This is a genomic window from Mycobacteroides sp. PCS013, from assembly GCF_049532645.1.
Lineage (GTDB): Bacteria > Actinomycetota > Actinomycetes > Mycobacteriales > Mycobacteriaceae > Mycobacterium > Mycobacterium gwanakae.
This window is the reverse complement of sequence record NZ_CP150131.1, coordinates 2,598,684-2,614,977: the sequence shown is the minus strand read 5'-3', so window position 1 is coordinate 2,614,977 and position 16,294 is coordinate 2,598,684. Positions and strand designations below refer to the sequence as shown.

The 16,294-nt window shown below is 63.0% G+C and carries 10 protein-coding genes and 3 pseudogenes; 4 read left to right on the top strand and 9 right to left on the bottom strand.

What is annotated here, in order from left to right:
- Positions 1-5: 5 nt before the first annotated feature.
- From RHO23_RS12850 to RHO23_RS12840, 3 genes and pseudogenes are all read right to left on the bottom strand, one after another.
- Positions 6-3,194, bottom strand: a complete 3,189-nt coding sequence (locus RHO23_RS12850) for a DUF4132 domain-containing protein (RefSeq protein WP_423487853.1) — start codon at positions 3,192-3,194, stop codon at positions 6-8.
- A pseudogene (locus RHO23_RS12845) lies at positions 3,191-3,406 on the bottom strand (hypothetical protein); the annotation flags it as partial. The pseudogene RHO23_RS12845 and the gene RHO23_RS12850, both read right to left, overlap by 4 nt.
- A 69-nt stretch (positions 3,407-3,475) precedes the next feature.
- Positions 3,476-4,090: pseudogene (locus tag RHO23_RS12840) on the bottom strand (DUF4132 domain-containing protein); the annotation flags it as partial.
- A 4,278-nt stretch (positions 4,091-8,368) separates the two neighbouring features.
- Here RHO23_RS12840 and RHO23_RS12835 point away from each other — a divergent pair.
- Positions 8,369-8,842: pseudogene (locus RHO23_RS12835) on the top strand (phosphotransferase); the annotation flags it as partial.
- Between the two features lie 95 nt (positions 8,843-8,937).
- Here the strand turns inward: RHO23_RS12835 and RHO23_RS12830 are convergent.
- Together RHO23_RS12830 and RHO23_RS12825 are read right to left on the bottom strand one after the other, a co-directional pair.
- Complete coding sequence (locus RHO23_RS12830; RefSeq protein WP_423487852.1) at positions 8,938-9,306, bottom strand: STAS/SEC14 domain-containing protein; 369 nt, start codon at positions 9,304-9,306, stop codon at positions 8,938-8,940.
- A 31-nt stretch (positions 9,307-9,337) separates the two neighbouring features.
- Positions 9,338-10,381: an acyltransferase family protein gene (locus tag RHO23_RS12825; RefSeq protein WP_070915015.1), complete on the bottom strand. Its 1,044-nt coding sequence runs from the start codon at positions 10,379-10,381 to the stop codon at positions 9,338-9,340.
- Between the two features lie 208 nt (positions 10,382-10,589).
- On the opposite strand from RHO23_RS12825, the gene RHO23_RS12820 reads away from it, so the two are divergent.
- Complete coding sequence (locus RHO23_RS12820; protein ID WP_264921968.1) at positions 10,590-11,339, top strand: SIR2 family NAD-dependent protein deacylase; 750 nt, start codon at positions 10,590-10,592, stop codon at positions 11,337-11,339.
- Positions 11,340-11,584: 245 nt separating this feature from the next.
- Positions 11,585-12,514 (top strand): SDR family NAD(P)-dependent oxidoreductase, encoded by a 930-nt coding sequence (locus RHO23_RS12815; protein ID WP_423489228.1) that lies wholly within the window; start codon positions 11,585-11,587, stop codon positions 12,512-12,514.
- A gap of 7 nt (positions 12,515-12,521) precedes the next feature.
- On the opposite strand, the gene RHO23_RS12810 is transcribed toward RHO23_RS12815, so the two are convergent.
- From RHO23_RS12810 to RHO23_RS12795, 4 genes are all read right to left on the bottom strand, one after another.
- Positions 12,522-12,971: a pyrimidine dimer DNA glycosylase/endonuclease V gene (locus tag RHO23_RS12810; RefSeq protein ID WP_423487851.1), complete on the bottom strand. Its 450-nt coding sequence runs from the start codon at positions 12,969-12,971 to the stop codon at positions 12,522-12,524.
- A 48-nt stretch (positions 12,972-13,019) separates the two neighbouring features.
- A complete protein-coding gene (locus RHO23_RS12805) occupies positions 13,020-13,907 on the bottom strand; it encodes an SDR family NAD(P)-dependent oxidoreductase (RefSeq protein WP_423487850.1) in 888 nt (295 codons plus the stop codon).
- Between the two features lie 236 nt (positions 13,908-14,143).
- Positions 14,144-14,335, bottom strand: a complete 192-nt coding sequence (locus RHO23_RS12800) for a PASTA domain-containing protein (protein WP_064410396.1) — start codon at positions 14,333-14,335, stop codon at positions 14,144-14,146.
- Positions 14,336-14,454: 119 nt separating this feature from the next.
- Positions 14,455-15,993, bottom strand: a complete 1,539-nt coding sequence (locus RHO23_RS12795; RefSeq protein WP_423487849.1) for an acyl-CoA synthetase — start codon at positions 15,991-15,993, stop codon at positions 14,455-14,457.
- Between the two features lie 143 nt (positions 15,994-16,136).
- Between RHO23_RS12795 and RHO23_RS12790 the strand changes: the two genes are divergently transcribed.
- On the top strand, positions 16,137-16,292 hold the full coding sequence (locus RHO23_RS12790) for a hypothetical protein (RefSeq protein ID WP_044105233.1): 156 nt from the start codon (positions 16,137-16,139) through the stop codon (positions 16,290-16,292).
- Positions 16,293-16,294 lie beyond the last annotated feature (2 nt).

Below are 16,294 nucleotides of genomic sequence, written 5' to 3'. Positions count from 1 at the left end.
GTCAGTCATGGTCGGTGCCGCTCCAGTTCCGTCAGGTCCGCCAGGATTTCGGAAATGAGTACGGGGTCGATATCACCGTAAGTCCCGGACGACAGCCAGACCCGCTGGATGGTCTGGTCTCCCAGCATGTCGGGTTCGCCCACCGGAATTCCCGGATCGAGGTCGATGCTCACCTCGGCACCCGAGGGCAGGGTCTGGATGACGCTGTTCTGCACCCCCGCATCGGCGGGGGTGTCACGGTTCCAGCCCTGTTTGGCTAGGCCGAGCAGCACGCGCGACGGCACCGTCAGCTTGTCGAACCGGGATAGGACGTTGGTGGACTTCTCGGAGTCGGTGAGTCGGTATGCCGGACGGCTCAGTTGCGGAAATGGTTGCAGCAGTTCGTAGTCCGCGAACAACTCGGACCAGGCGGCCAGCAGCTCGGCGGACAGCTGGGCGGGATGCACCACGCCGACGACAGCGTTTTCGTCCAATTCGAACGGATTGTCTTCGGCGTCGGCGAAGGAGTTGTCCTCGGCGACCCGGAAGCTCTGCAGCAGTGGCGAATTGGGCTCTGCGGTCTCGTAGGTACCCCAGACCAGCCGACGTACCAGCACGCCGACCAGGGGATGGGACACGAAGTAGGCGCGGAAGTCCGCGGCGTCGAAGCGGCGCTGATACCGCATGGCGCGCTGCAGCCGGGCGATCTGATCGGAGGCCGCGCCCCGCACGTCCTTCTTCAGGGCCGAGAACTGTTTGGTGGCTGCGGCCGCTAGGTCCGGGTCGTCGGTGGCCGCGGGCTTGGGCAGAGCCTTGCGCGGCTTGTCGTCGGCGTCGGTGAGGTAGGGCTTGAGGCTCTCGTCGAATCCGACGATGAACTGTCGGGGCCCGAAGTCGAGCGTGGCCGTACCTTGCGGGGACAAACCGAAATCCGGGACGAGCCGGTCGCCCAGTTGCTCGGGGGTCAGCTCCAGTTCGTCGGCGATCTGCTCGATCTTGTCGGCGGCCTTGGCCCGCAGGGCCTTGAACGGTACCTTCTGCGAAATGCGGTAGAGGTGCATGAGCGCGACATCGGTCCCGATGTCGGAGAGGACGTCCAGACCGGCAACCGCGCGCTGGTGTGCGCTTTCTCCCGGCCAGGCCTGGATCAGTGGTGAGAGGGAACGCACCGTGTCGTCATCGCCCAGCCAACCCTGCAGGCGCAGAACCCACACATCCTTGCTGGAATAGTCCATCCGGCGGTACTGCTGGAAGAGTGCCCACGCCCACTGCGCCAGCGATCCCGGATCGCATAGTGCGGCCACGGTTTCCAACCCGGGGTAGCGCGCGTCGGCATCGCCGAGCTGACACATGGTGATCAGGGCCGGAACCAGCTCCCGCGGCAACGCCGATTGCCGTCCGGACAGCCTGACCTGCGGAAGTAGCTGCGGTGCAAGCCAAGGGGGAAGAGCGGGGATCCTGGCGGGCAAGATGGTGAGGGGGTCCGTGTCCAGCAGCACCGCGATGGCGGCGGCGGGCTCCTCGCCATAGCTGCGCGCACGGTCGACGATCTCCACCCGCGAGTGATCCGCCGCCAGACGGCGCAATGCCGCCTCGGCACCCCGGCGACGGGCTCCCGCCTTGCCCAGCGCAGCAGGTACCAGATACGCCACGGCGTCCAGCCCGTGACAGCGAAGCCAATCCAGGGCAACGGTGCGGAGTTTGCCGCGGCGCAGCAGGAATTCGGCCATCCGGTGCGCCACCTCGTGACTGCGCACCGGAATCAGCGTGTAGGCGGCCGCCACCGCGCTCTTGTCGAGCGCACGTACGGCGGCGGCGTAGGCATCCGTGCCGAAGCGCGCCAGCGCATAGGGCAGCCATCCCGCATCCCAGTAACGGGCAGTTGGTGCCCAGTGACGCACCAACGCCAACGCATCATCGCCAGAAAGCTCGACCAGTGCCCCTTCCATCTGCCAATCCGAGTAACCGCCTTCGGCGAGGCGCTGCCAGGACGGCATGTACTGCGGTGTGAACCGGAAGGTGGGCTGCCTGGCCAAAAGACGCTCGCGTTCTCCCGGCGGCCAATGAAAGGCTACGGCCAGCTCAGCTTGCAGCTCGAATACCGGCGGTTTGGCGGCCTTCTTCCGGCCGATCCACGGTGGATTCAGGAGAATCGTTGGTGGCGAGTCGGATTCGGGCAGGGCATCTTGCATTGCCGTGATCTTCTCGATGGTTGCCCTGGTCGCATCGTCCAGCGCGGGCAACGCCGTGGCTATCTGCTCGGGCTGGGTGAGCACGTAGGCCTGCAGCTCGACTGCCGCGGCTTCGGTTCCTGAGTGAGCCAGCGCAGGTAGACCGATACTCGGGTGGCGCTCGAGAGCGGATCGGATGGCGCCGTAGCCGCCTCGGGCGCCGGCGTATCCGAGAAGCTGCCGGAATGCTTCGGGTGTCGGGCAGTGGGCGAGGAGGTCCATTAGCTCGACACGCCCGTCGGTGTCCGCCTCGTTTTTGAAGGCGGCTGCGATCGCCTCGGTTACCGCGGTGCCGGCGCGCACCGCAGCAGTCGCGAAGCTGGGCATGCTGCTCAGTCGGGTGTAGATGGTAGGCGTGTTTACCACGAGCTCATGTACTTGCGATTGTGTCTTCACGGTGCACAGCAGCAGGTTGAAGCTCAGATGGTCTATTGGTGTTAGGGCTAGCGCGGCGTCGATCAGGTCCGGTTCGGTGGGGGCGATATAGGCCGCGTGCACGGGATGAATCGCAGGATCGCGAAGCTCGGTGACCGCGAGGCGGTATTCCGATTCGGGCAGTGTGGCGAGGGTCCGCCGCAGCAACTCGGGCTGCGCGGTTCGCCAGGACACCGCGGGGTCCGGCTGGTACGTCAGCCCCCGGTACCAGGAACCGAAATGCGTGGACTGCGCCCAGGCCTGAATCGCCGGGGTGGTTCCGTAGGTGTCCAAGGTCCAGGCGAGCAGGCCGACCGACCCGGAAAACCCTAGCAATGCCGGTAGTGCGAGCTTGAGATCGGGTCTATCCCAATCACATTCGCTGATACTGTCGCGGACCTGATCGGTGGTGGACGACCGGGCCAGCTCCTTGTCGATCTCCACCGATTGGGCTTCAAAGCAATCTCGCGCGCTGACCCTCTCGATCGGTTTGAGGGCCTGCGGCCGGTCCCACCCGCGCCACGGGATCACCCGGTTGAGCCACTTGTCCGGCAAGGAAAATGGGGTCATTGTGCAGTTGCTCCCGTCACGTCGATAATGATTTCCGAAGCGAACACCAGACCTGTGTCGGCGAACGTGCCTCGATCCAGTCGCACCGATATTTCTTGGGTTTCGATCTCCCGTGGATCGGCAGGAATGCCTGGGTCGAGCCAGATATCGACGATGCGGCCACTGGGCGCAGACCGCGAGATCTGGCGGCGGAATGGACCGTCGATCATCTCGCCGATCTCCCATCCCCGGCTGCTGAGCGCAGTGAGTGAGAACGTCTTTGCCGTGGCCTGCGCAAATCTGGAGAGCTCCTGCTCCCGCAGATCCTGCTCGGTAGCTTTGACCACCGGCCGGTTGATCTGCGGGAAGGGCTGCAGCAGCTCGTAATCGGCGAACATCCTGCCCCAGGTGGCCATATGCTCAGGGGCGTGGAGTGGATGCGCGATGCCCACGGCGTGGGACGGCGCGAGGGATATCAGGGCGTCATTGTCGTCGGCAAGGGTCCGGTCCTCGGCCACCCGGAAGAGACTGACTTCCCCGGTTGGTGAAAATGCGGCCCACAGCAGGCGTCTGACGACATGGATCAGCAGCGGATGCGACACGAACAGTGATTCGAATTCCTCAACGCTCCAACGTCGTTCGTGAACCATGGCGTCTTCGAATCGGCGCAGTTGTTCCTTCGCCACGGTGCGCACCTGTCGGCGCAGCGCCGAGAAGTGACGGTAGGAGTCTTCGGCGCGGACGGCGTCATCGCCCTTACCTGGTTTGGGTAGGGCCTTCAACGCGGTACCTGATTCGTTGGTCACCACGGGCTGCAGCCGTTCGTCGAATCGGACCGTGAATACCCGGCTGCCGTAGTCCAGTGCCAGGGCTGAGGCGTCGCTGAGGCCAAGGTCGGGTACCAGGCGGTCCGCCATCTGCTCCGCCGACAGTGACCGGCTCAACGCGATCTCCCGTATCTTGCCTTTTGCCCTTTCTTTCAGTGGCTTTGAGCGCTCGCGCTGAGAGATGCGATAGATGGTGAGCAGAGCGTGGTCAGAGCCGATGTTGGCCAGCACGTCCAGTCCGTGGGGGACTCTGGCGCTGCGTCCCAGTGCGGGCCAGCGCCGGATGATGTCGTTGAGCCGATCGACCGTCTCGTCGTCGGCAAACCAGGCCAGTGCGTCGAGCGCCCAGGAATGGCGTACGGGTGCGCCAATGCGGTCCCATGCCTCGTGTAGCGACCATGTCAGCGCGCGCAGTGTCACGGTGTCGCAGATTTCGGCGATGGCGGTGAGCCCGGCGTAGGGATGATCGGGGCTCGACATCATCAGCATGACGACGATGGCGTTCACGCTCGCGGTCGGCAGTGGCGTTCCATCGGTGAGCGTGACGGGCGTCAACAGTGCCCCTGCGGCCCAATCCGGCACGGAAGGAATCCGTTTCGGCAGGACTAGCATGGGGTCGAGTTCGATGATTGCGCCGATAGCGGTGGCGGCGGCATCGCCGTAATGGCGGCTCGACTCGATGACCGCAGTCGAGCTGTCGGTGCGAGCCAAGTACCGCAGTGCGAGCTGGGCGCTCTCGCGAAGGGCGCCCAGCGGGCCCAACGCCGCGGGCACCAACATCGGGGCTACGGCGGCTCCGTGCCTGCGGAAGTAGGTTCGCGCGGCGATGGCTAGGAGTCGACGTCTTCCGGCGAGCCAGAGAGCTTGGTTCTCGGCAACCTCGCGAGTAATGATCGGTCCCAAGAGCGCCGACGCGGCCTCCGGTTCCTTCTCGGCCATCTGGGTGGCCAGAGCGCCGAGTGCCGGTCCGTGTCGGTGCAGGGCCGCAGGAAACCAATAGCCCGGCGAAAAACACCAAAGGGGCACCCAGCGGTCCTCGACGAGCTTGTGGGCCAGTTCCACTGGACCGTTGAGCAGAATCGATTGGAAGTCGGTGCCGGACAGCTTGCCCTGTTCGCCGTCGGCTTCCAGATCGCCCCAAGTCCGCGTGCCCAACCGCGGTTCATGTTCGGGAAAATTCCGCAGCTTCTCTAATTCATCTGGGTTCCAGCATAGTTCGGCATCCGGAGGTGTGGGTAGCTCACCGAGCACGACAGGTTTGACCTTCGGCTGTTTTCTGCTCCAAGGCGGGGAGACCAGCAGCTCGGGCAGTTCCGCGGCGTCTGTGGTCGCGCCGGCGTCTGGCGCGGGAACAGAACCCTGCGGCAGTCGGGCACCCAGATGTGGGCGTAACGCCAGATGCATGGCGAGCAGCTCGGCCGATGCGGGGTCGTGGCGCCCTGCCAGCTGGTCCGCGGCGCGCATCGGGAAGCGGGCCATCGCCAGCTCCACCGACTGTCGCACCCCAGGTTTGTTGGCATGCCGCAGCAATGCCGCGAAGGCGTCGTCACCGGGAAGGCAGGCCAGCGCCTCGGAAACCACCCTGGCGCGCCCCTTCGACAGGTACCCGTCGAGAATACGATCGAGAACGGGAACTAGGGCCGGCCCGAACCGGTCCACCAGTGTGGGCAGAATCCGCCGATAATCCTGGTAATACGAGTCCCAGCCGGTGTCGTGGAAAAGCAGCTCGCAGACCATGTCAATCGAGGAGACACTTGTCAGCAGCTCTAGCCGAGAGCGATTCTCAACTAGCCCGATTGGCTCCTTGCAGGCCTCGGAAACCCATTGTGTCTCCGTCGGGAACATAAATGCCGCCACGCATTTCGTCTTATCCGAGATGCGGGCAGGGGAGATAGCATGCACCGCCCGCCGGTATTCGTCGTCGCCTACGAGGGTTAGGCGCTCGCGTAGTCGCTGCGCCACATCGAAACATTCGATCCGCACGTGGCTCCATACGTCGGGAACAGGCGAATCCGCTGAACTCCACATGCTGAACAAAGGGGGGCCGCCGGCCAGCTGGACGGCCGTCCGTAATGCCAAGGCAAGACCGTGCTCGGAGATCCACAGGTCCGCGTAGTCGGCAGGCTTGATGCCATCTACCAGGTTCAGGCGTGCCACCGCAGCGGCGCCGAGTGGATCCGGCTGCCCGGCGAGGTAGCGGCGTCCGGCCTCGGCGGGCTCGGGAAACGTCCGGTGGTACCCGAGCATCGCCTCGATATCCGCACGCCTGGTCTCGAAGGTCGTGTTCCTTATCCGGGCTATGGCGTCCTCGTCGACGGGACGTATCGAAATCGGCGGATCGCCGCGCCGCGGCAGGATGAGTTTGCGCCAGGACGGCGCCATTGTCACCGACGACTCATCAGTTGCCGAGCCGATGTCTTCCACGGCAGTGCCCCCCTAGTCCGATTGCTCGCATTCTTGAGGATAGCTGTGGGGGCTCTTGTGGTCGTTATGAACAGGTAGCTGGATGACCGGCTCGGCACCACCGCCGGCAGGTTTGTGTCGGGCTATACAGCGACTGAAGTTTCCGCCCGAGGATAGTGTCGAGGCTCCATCGCCCCGGGTCTGGACTGTTAACGCGGTCATTGCGCGGTGCGTTCAGTCACCCGGATTCCATATCTGTCACGAATAGATTGGCAGGCAGGCCAGCCAGGTAAAGCGAACCGATTATGCGACCCAACGACAGACTGGCCAAGCCACAGCTATCTAAACGTTGTGGCGGCTGCGCGGTCAGCCCTGCTGTTTGCCCATTGGGGCTAGTTATCGCGTCAGCGTTGACGGTACCCGTAGGGGTGCTGATTTACTACGAGACGGAGTGACAGATAGACACGCTCACTCACTGCTGAGTTCGACGACGACCAATGCCGTGCCGAGTCTTCGAGCACAAGTGCGCCCATTCCTCGACAGGTTGCTCACATTCGCTATAGTTCGTGGTTGTGGGGATCCGTACGAGGTTTGATGGGTTGCCTATCAAACCGGATGCTGATTTGTCAGTGCGCGGAGCCTGCCCGGAAGGACGTCCGGTCTCTTCGGCGATCGGGAGGCGCGTGCTGCTGGTGGCCACAGCTCGATCAGCTATCACGCCGACCGTCAGTCGCGCCGGGAACCAATGCGTTGAAAATGAGTAGAGCGAATAGCGTCGATTGTTCGGTTGTCAGAGCATTCGCGAGGGGCGAAACAGTCGATTCCGTAGATCAGATATGTCCGGTGATGCGCTGGGCCAGCTGGTGGTTAGGTCCGCTGTTGGGGGGAATCGGCGCCTACTCAGTCTACGTACTGTTGAGGGAAATCTGGGGCAACTGCCGCTTTGGTGTTAACGCAAGCTCGCGGGGATTTGAGCTCATATTCGGTGAGGTTACCCGGACCTTCTTCATAGTTGCCCTGGCATCTGGTGTCGTGTACGCGGTGTTGCGCCGAATACCAGTCAGATGGTCCGTCGCGCTCGCTGCCTTCGGGGCTCTCGTCACAGCTGTTGTGGCCGTTTGGATAACAGTGTCGGTGCGTCACCATCCATACACCGATAGCTACGACTGCATCCCGCCTTGGTGGCCGAGCTGGATACCGCTGTAGCCACCGGGGCTTGCTCGCAGTTCAGTCAATCGAGCTACGGCTGGCAATGGCAAAGGGGATTGAGGTTGAGTCTTCGGTCGCGGGTCGTCCCCGAAGGTGGGCGATGCGAACCGCTCTGGGGCGGTGTTACGCCAAATCGGCCGCGCCGCATTCGAGAGTGAAGACGGGTGCAACTAGCATGGCGTCGAAAGAGGTTGCCTAAAAATGCCTTCCGGTCATTGTCGAGGAAACTCCGACGATATCCCAGTTGAGTACAGCGATATTTCCGGGCTGAGCGACGAGGATCGCGCGTGGGTTGAGAGTGTCAGACAGCAGGAGCTCGAACGAGCTATCCGCAGGCGTGCGTTCGAGGAGCTCGTCAGTCGGGGTGTTCCGGTAGCGCCCGAAATCTCGCCGGTGCCGCCAGAGTCTGCGTCTGACATATTGCGAGAGTCGGATTGACGGAAATGATCAGGACTGTCAACGGTTTGTGAAAACTGACCCTCAGCGCATCCGGAAAACTGACCCACCTGGCTTGGTTATTGGGTTGCGGTTAGGAGTTATGGGGCGAATGCTGCGGGCTGTGGATATGCATGCTGGCGAGGTGAGTCACCTCGTCAGTCGTGCGGGCTTTGATCGATGCCCAGTTGCCTCAGTGGCGGGGTCTGCCAATCGGGTGTGCCGGGCGCTGGAACAGTCAACACGATTTTTCGTATCGGTGAGTAGCTTGCGGCGCGCCTTCCGTTGCAGGGTGAAGATCCTGACGCGGTGTTGCAGCAGATGCAGGCCGAGTCCGATGCTGCGGCGAAACTGCTTGGGCAGGCTCGATTTCCAACACCGCCGCTGGTAGTGATCGGCGCTTCCGGGCCGGATTATGGATTGCCGTGGATGGTGCAAACTTGGCTGCCCGGTGCCGTCGCCACCGATCGCGATCCAAGCGACTCGGAGCAGTTTGCCCAGGATCTGGCTGAGTTCGTCGCCGAAGTGCGCTTGATTGCGGCTGCCGGCCAGAGGCTCGAGGGCTCTGGTCGCGGAGGTGCGCTCACTGCTCACGATAAGTGGATGCAAACCTGTTTCGGGCGCAGCGTCGGGCTGCTGGATGTGCCGCGCTTGCGGCAGATGTGGGAACAGATGCGTGAATTGCCGCGCGGTGCTGACGCCGATGTGACCCGTCATGGCGATCTGATTCCGGGAAACCTGCTCGTCTCCGATTGCGGAAGCTTAGTGGGTGTCCCCGATGTGGGCGGCGTTGGTCCGGCAGATCCCGCACTGGATCCAGTGAGTGGCTGGCACCTTCTCGATACTGCGGCCCGCAAGGTGTCTCGTGAGCGGCTGCAACCCGATGAGCTTCAGTGTGCGGCCCATGCTTTGGCGCGATCCAGCTCGTCCAGGCCGAACAACGCGATCTCCCCGGGAACCATCCACGAGAGCGCGTGCAAGGTGTGCGCCACCCATTCCTTGTCAGTCACCACGGCGATCTTTTTGAAGGCCGAATGGCGCTGGAAAAGCATCCCGAAGCCCAGTTTCAGGTCTTCGGCCAGCCCGCCTGGGCCAAAACCCTCGTAGTCGCTGGCGATGACCTCAACGATCCGCAGTTCATCTGACGCCAGTGATTGTTCGATGACCGGTGTGAACTCGCGTAGCTCGTCGCCGGCCAGCCTGCCGGACACCCGGAATCCAATGACGCCCTTCGGCATATCAGTCAATTTTTCGATCATCGTTCCATCGTGCTGCAGACCCGTTTGCCTATCAAGGCACGGGTGCACGCCGGAATCGAGCTTTGAGCGACATCGCATGTTTTTCCACCACGAACCAGCTCAGTGCCGCAAGAGGCAGGGTGAGTGCAGTCGCAACCAGGAAGAACAGGAATGGTGGCAGGACGGCGAGTCCCGCGACGGCCAACAGCTGCTGGATGGGGAATGCGTAGATGTAGACGCCATACGACAAGTCGTTGCGTAGGTTGAGTCTTGTGTCATGGATGAGGGCACCGGATACGATGACCACATACGCCAATGGCAGGGCGCCGATTACTCGATAGTTGGAGGTCAGTCCCGAGAGCGCAAGAATGCCAAGGCATATCGCGACAAGGGACCATCGTGCGGGCAGGGCGTCTCGATACTGGTGCAGCACCGCCCCGGCCGCGAACATCAGCGCAAAGCGCGCCACCATCTGCGGAATGGTCTCCATCGCGAAGACCGGATACGACAGATATGCTGCGGCACAGAGGAATAACACGAAAGCGGCGGGAACAACCCATTGCCGCTTCAGTGCTCCCGTTATTCCCAGAGCCGCCACCGCGATGTAGCAGACGAATTCGAAGATGAGCGTCCAGATCGACCCGTTCCAGATGCCGGGCCACGGAATGTTGCGCGGTGTTCCGTCGATACCGGCGTAGAACACGTTGAGCATGGCGTTGTTGAGGAAGTACTCGAACGGTTTGGAAGAGCCCAACAAGCTCGCTGCCGAGCCGCCTTGGATGGCGACGCTGACGGGGGCGATGACGAACGCCGTGATCGCCAGGCATATCCATAAGCCGGGGAAGATGCGCAAAGCACGGGCGATGAAGAAGTCGCGCGGACTGGGGTGGCGCATCCAGCTTGCGGTGATCAGGAACCCTGACAATGCGAAGAAGCCGTCGACACCTACTTGTGCCAGTAGCCCTTCGTATGCGGGGAACGGCAGGCGGTGTCCGGTGAGAGGCCAGGAATGCCACAAAATGACGGTCGTCGCCAACCCGAGCCGCCACGCGTTCAGCGCGTTCTGCCGAGGATCGAATACTTGTCCGAGAGTCATCTGACCCCCTGCGTAGAGCTAGGTGCGCACCCACTAGGTGGCGTTATCGAACTATGCGGCGAATGCTTGCGCCCGTTGCGCGGCCCCTTGTGATCGGGATGAGCGCACCATACGCCCAATCAAGATCATGGATGACGATTTCTCGGCCAGATAATTGGAAAACGCCCATTTTCGACCTGGCTGGTCGGTGTAGGCGAGAATTTGATTGATGAAACAGGTGGAGGTACCCGAAGAGCTGGTCGCCGCCGCGGCGAAGGCGCGGACCGTCGCGGTGCTCACCGGCGCCGGCATGTCCGCCGAAAGCGGGCTGCCCACCTTTCGCGATGCGCAGACCGGACTGTGGTCGAAGTACGACCCGATGACATTGGCGACACCGGAAGCCTGGAACGAAGACCCTGGGCTGGTGTGGGCGTGGTATCAGAATCGGCGCATCCAGCTGATGGCGGTGCAGCCCAACGACGGCCACCGCGCGTTGGCGCAGTGGGGATCGCGCCGTGACGTCAAGATTGTCACCCAGAACGTGGATGACCTCCATGAACGTGCAGGCAGTGCAGAGGTCACCCATGTTCACGGCAGCCTGCTCAAATCGCATTGCGACACCTGCCGGACAGGATTTGACGTGAGTGTCGCCGTGCCCGAGTCCGAGCGGGTCGCACCGCCCGAGTGCGACTGCGGCGGAAAAGTCCGGCCGAGCATAGTGTGGTTCGGCGAGATGCTTCCCGAGGTCGAGTTCGGTCACGCCGTCGCGCATGCGCAGAACTGTGAATTGATGTTGCTCATCGGGACCTCCGGCATCGTGTATCCGGCGGCGGGACTGCCGCAGCTGGCACTGAGTCGTGGGGCGACGGTTGTCGAGATCAACCCGCAGGAGACCGATCTCTCGGACCGCGCGGATCTCGTGTGGCGGGCCACCGCTGCCACTGCACTGCCGGCTCTGGTAGAGGCACTTTCGCTCTAGCGGGCGGGCTGAGTACCGTTGGCCCGTATGGGAAACACACGAAGTATCGGTATCCCTGTGGCGCGCGCGATTCGTTCGGGCTAAACGTTTCACCTCACGGCACCCGGCTCAGACGTCCGTTCGTGCCGCCCACCCTTGTGTCGGTTACGTTATTTTAGATAACGTATCTATCGAGACGAGTATTCACCTCAACGTCGAGGTGAATGTGGATGGAGGCATGCGTGTTTGAGCAGCCGGGCAATGACATGTTTGAGCAGCCGGGCAATGACATCGGATTCGACGGACGGGTGGCGATCGTCACCGGCGCCGGTGGTGGGCTTGGGCGCGAATACGCTCTGCTGCTCGCCAGTCGCGGCGCCAAGGTCCTCGTCAACGACATCGGATCACCCGACGAACTGTTGGGCACCGGGAGCTCCGATACCCCGGCCAATTCAGTGGTCGCCGAAATTCGCGCACTGGGTGGTGAGGCCGTCGCCGACACGAATACCGTCGCCACCGGGGATGGCGGACGGGCCATTGTCGCCGCCGCCTTGGACGCATGGGGGCGAGTCGATGTCGTCATCAACAACGCTGGAATCGTCGGCCCGATCAAGACATTCGCCGACCTCACTGACGAGGACGTCGATACCGTGCTCGGTGTTCAGTTGCGCGGCCCGTTCAATGTATTGCGTCCGGCGTGGAAGGCGATGGTGGACCAGGGATACGGGCGGATACTCAACATCTCCTCCAGCAGCATGTTCGGCCAGGGGGAGGCGTGCACCTATCCGACCGCCAAGGCCGCAATGATCGGCATGACAACCAATCTGGGTCTCGCCGGACCGGCGTACGGCATCAAGGTGAACGCGCTACTCCCGGTCGGGTTCACGCGGATGGTGGAAAACATGCCCGAGCCTGCGCTCGGTTGGCTTCGTGAAACCTTCCCGGCGGCAGCCGTGGCGCCGGTCGCGGCCTTCCTGGTGTCCGAAGATGTGCCATGTTCCGGTATCAGCTTCAGCGCCGGTGGTGGACGTTTCGCACGGGTTCTCCTCAGCGAGACGCACGGGGTGACCTCGACGGATCTCACCATCGAGGAGGTGCGCGAGAGATTCGACGCGGCGATGGAAACTGCCGGCGCCGTCCCTATCGCCAACGTGGGTGATGAACTCGCGCTCTATGCGGCCGCGCTGGCCGGGTAGCGAGAACTCACACGGAGTAGGCGGGCAGCACCTTCTCCCAGTTTTCGATGTCGCCGTGTACCGGGCGAAAGATGGGGTGCGGGCGCAGCCGCGTGGAACTGTTAGTCGCGAGAAGCTCCGGATTGCGTTGGGCCAGTTTGGTGTCCAGTAGCCAGCGTTCGTAGGCGAGTTGCCCGCGATGCACGTCGATCAACGGTTCGAACGCGGCCGCGGGAAAACCGATGAGCTCACGGTTGAACCGATAGCCGCGCTGGTCGGCCTCATCGGCGAGGCCGACCAGGTAGGCGCCGATGGCGGCAACTGGCTCTGCCAGCGATGTGAACCGTTCCAGCTGCGGGTGGTTGCGGTATCCGCGGGTGCCTCCTTGCAGCACCTTCTGCGCCAGGAGACTCTCCCGCCAACACGCGACCAGCCCCTTGGCATCGAGGTTGCACGGATGTAGAGACCACAGTCGCATGCCTTCTCTGTACCGGACGGCAGCGATGGTGGCCGCGCAGACACGGTGCTACAGGTTCACCAACTCGCGCGACCGCTGCCAGAGTTCCTCTTGTGCCTGCTGGTTGGAGCGGATCCGGACGGCGGGCAGTACGCCCAGGCCCGGGGTCGACGTGAAGAACTGCCCGCTGATTGTCGCGAGGTCATCATCGAGCACCAGCCGAATGCCCATCCGGGCTCCCTGATCGGGGCGCCGCACGAACGGTGTGCGTGAGGCCAGGCCCGCCGCGGCGGTGAGGATGCGGCTGTCCCGAACCAGCCCGGTCGAGACCATGCCCGGGCAGAAGCAGTTGACCGTCACCCCGGTGCCCTCCAGCCGCCGCGCGAGTTCCTGGGTGAACAAGATATTCATCAATTTGGACTGTCCGTACCGGACCTCGGAGCCAATGGCGTTGTAGGAGCGTGGTTCTGCGAAACGGTCCAAGTTGATGCGCGGCCATGATCGGTGCGCCTCGGACGCGGTGATGACGATGCGCGCGTGATCCGCGGCGATGATCGGCTCCAGCAACAGGTTGGTCAGCAGAAACGGTCCGAGGTGGTTGGTCGCCGTCATCAGGTCAAAGCCGTCCACGCTGGGCTTGCTCGACAGGGAATGGATGCCGGCGTTGTTCACCAGGGTGTTGATCCGGGGGTGCGTCGCGGCGATCTCGCGGGCCGCTGCCCGCACCGAGTCCAGGTCGGCGAGGTCGGCCTGGATGTACTCCGGCGCGGTGATCGCCCCGTTCTCGGCCGCCAGCTCCCGGATTGTGTCGGCTGCCTTGACGGGGTCGCGTGCCACCAGCGTGAGCAGCGCCCCGCGCCGCACCAGCGCACGGGCAATTTCCTTGCCGATCCCATTGGTGGCACCGGTGATGATGATCCGGGAACCGGCGATGGGGCGATCTGGATAGGTGGCCATGATCCTCCTCGATGAGTGAACTCGATGCATTCAAATGCTGACAGTATGTGAATGCTATGAGCATTGCAATGGATGCGCGGTGGTGTCAAGGACACAGACGTCAGAAGAGGGCGGCGCGAACTCGGCCTCACGATGTGGGACGAGGTCAGCACGGCACCCTCTTGGCGCGTGTGTTGGACCGCAGATTCACTCCGACGGGGTCGACCCCGGGAGTATTTGAATAGTGTTGCTGGGCTTTAGATCCCGAAAGTCAGGGTGATCTTCGCGCCCGGTTCAAGATGTGTTCCGGCGGCGGGATCTTGCGCGATGATCCGGGATTTCTGATGGGAATCATCCACGGGGACCTCTTTGGTCGCTACGCTCACCCGGCCCAGCTTGCGCAGCACCGGCTTCACGTCGGTCCACTGCAAGCCGACGAGCTGGGGCATGACGCCCGGTTGAATCACGGGAACGGTTGCACTCGATGGGCTTGATAGCCCTTCTTGGGTGGCGGGTGTCGAACACCCTGCGAGCAGCCCCCCGGCAATGCAGATCGCGGCCACCGTTCTCATCGAGCCCCTTCCCAATACTTCTGGCGCAAAAGTCCTTTGGCGAGCTTACCGGTGGGGGTGCGCGGAAGGGTGTCGGTGAAGTCAAAGCTGCGGGGAACTTTGTATCGGGCGATGCGTTCGCGCAGGAATTCCGTCAGCTCGGCGGCCAGCGTGTCCTGGTCGGCCGACGGGTCGGCCGGCTGCACCACGGCCTTGACCGCCTCGCCCATCTCGGCATCGGGCACTCCGATCACCGCGACGTCCAGCACCTGGGGGTGTAGTGCCAGGGAGTTCTCGATCTCCTGAGGGTAGATGTTGACGCCGCCGGAGATGATCATGAATGCCTTGCGGTCGGTCAGAAAGAGGAATCCGTCGTCGTCGACGTATCCGATATCGCCCGTCGTCGTCCAGGTGTCATGCTCGGGATGGCAAGCGCTGCGGGTTTTTTCGTCGTCATTGTGATAGGTGAAGGGTCGTTCCTCGCGTTCGAAGTACACCAGCCCGGCCTCGCTGGCTGGCAGCTCTGTACCTTCCTCATCGCAGATGTGCAGCACGCCCAGTGCCGGGCTGCCGACAGAGCCCGGTCGCTTGAGCCAGTTCTCGCAGTCGATGAATGTGACGCCGTTGCCTTCGGTCGAGGAGTAGTACTCGTAGAGGATCGGCCCCCACCAGTCGATCATCGAATGCTTCACCTCGACCGGGCATGGCGCGGCGGCATGGATCGCGACCTTCAAAGACGACGTGTCGTGCCGCAGCCGGGTTTCCTTGGGTAGCTTGAGCATTCGCACGAACATTGTGGGTACCCATTGGCTGTGGGTGATCCGGTACTTCTCGATAGCCGCCAAGGCGTCATCGGCGTCGAAGCGTTCCATCACCACGGCGGTGCCGCCCATCGACTGCACAAAGCCGCAGAACCGCAAGGGTGCGGCGTGATAGATCGGTGCCGGTGACAGGTACACGGTGTCGGCGTTGAATCCGTAGAGATGAGCGAAGAGCATCGCGAACGGATTTGGTTCGTCGACCTGCCGATCCATAAGGGGAACCTTGATGCCTTTGGGGCGTCCGGTGGTTCCCGAGGAATACAGCATGTCCGATCCCGCGGGCTGCGAGGGCAGTGGTTCGTCGGCGGCGCCGGCCAGGGCGTCCTCGTATGACCCGTAACCGGGTACCTCGCCGCCGAACGCGAGACGCTGCGTGACCGCCGGAATATCGTCGAGAATTGCCACGGCCTGTTCGCGCACACCGGCGGCGACCACGAGTGCTGTTGAACCTGAGTCGTTGACGATGTAGCTGACCTCTGCGGGCGCCAGATGGTGATTGACCGACGTGATGTAGAGGCCCGAACGCAATGCGGCCCAGTACACAACGAACACCTCGGGGACGTTATCGCTGAGCAATGCCACATGATCGCCCTTGCGCAGTCCGGTGTCATACCAGTACCGGGCCAGCCGCCGGGATTGCTCGTCCAATTGTCCGTAGGTGAGGGTGGCTCCGGAGCCTGCCATGACGACGGCGGGCTTGTCGGGGAACTGGGCGGCGTGGGTACCTGGGTACACGGGCGAAGACCTTCCGACGGCATTGTCTGCGGGCGCCCGTCGACTGTACTTGACGGGTGTCAAGTTCGATCCCGGGCCCCGCCTCGATTCAATACGAGCGGATGTGTTGTGAGCCTGGTGGCACGCCACGAAGATTCTGGTCCGTGACCGACGAACAGTCCGGCGCCCCGGCACCTACCGAGGGCCAGCCCACAACCTCCCTCATCGCGCGCATCGGCGTCGACTGGTGGGCAACCATCATCGCCGGTGTGATCGCCCTACTCGCGGTGGCCAATGTGCTGCCCAAGATTCCGTGGTGACT

Coding starts and splice junctions, on each gene's coding strand:
- RHO23_RS12825 (WP_070915015.1), bottom strand. CDS start 10,381: ATGACTCTCGGACAAGTATTCGATCCTCGGCAGAACGCGCTGAACGCG.
- RHO23_RS12815 (WP_423489228.1), top strand. CDS start 11,585: ATGTTTGAGCAGCCGGGCAATGACATCGGATTCGACGGACGGGTGGCG.
- RHO23_RS12850 (WP_423487853.1), bottom strand. CDS start 3,194: ATGACCCCATTTTCCTTGCCGGACAAGTGGCTCAACCGGGTGATCCCG.
- RHO23_RS12820 (WP_264921968.1), top strand. CDS start 10,590: ATGAAACAGGTGGAGGTACCCGAAGAGCTGGTCGCCGCCGCGGCGAAG.
- RHO23_RS12800 (WP_064410396.1), bottom strand. CDS start 14,335: ATGCCCCAGCTCGTCGGCTTGCAGTGGACCGACGTGAAGCCGGTGCTG.
- RHO23_RS12830 (WP_423487852.1), bottom strand. CDS start 9,306: ATGATCGAAAAATTGACTGATATGCCGAAGGGCGTCATTGGATTCCGG.
- RHO23_RS12805 (WP_423487850.1), bottom strand. CDS start 13,907: ATGGCCACCTATCCAGATCGCCCCATCGCCGGTTCCCGGATCATCATC.
- RHO23_RS12810 (WP_423487851.1), bottom strand. CDS start 12,971: ATGCGACTGTGGTCTCTACATCCGTGCAACCTCGATGCCAAGGGGCTG.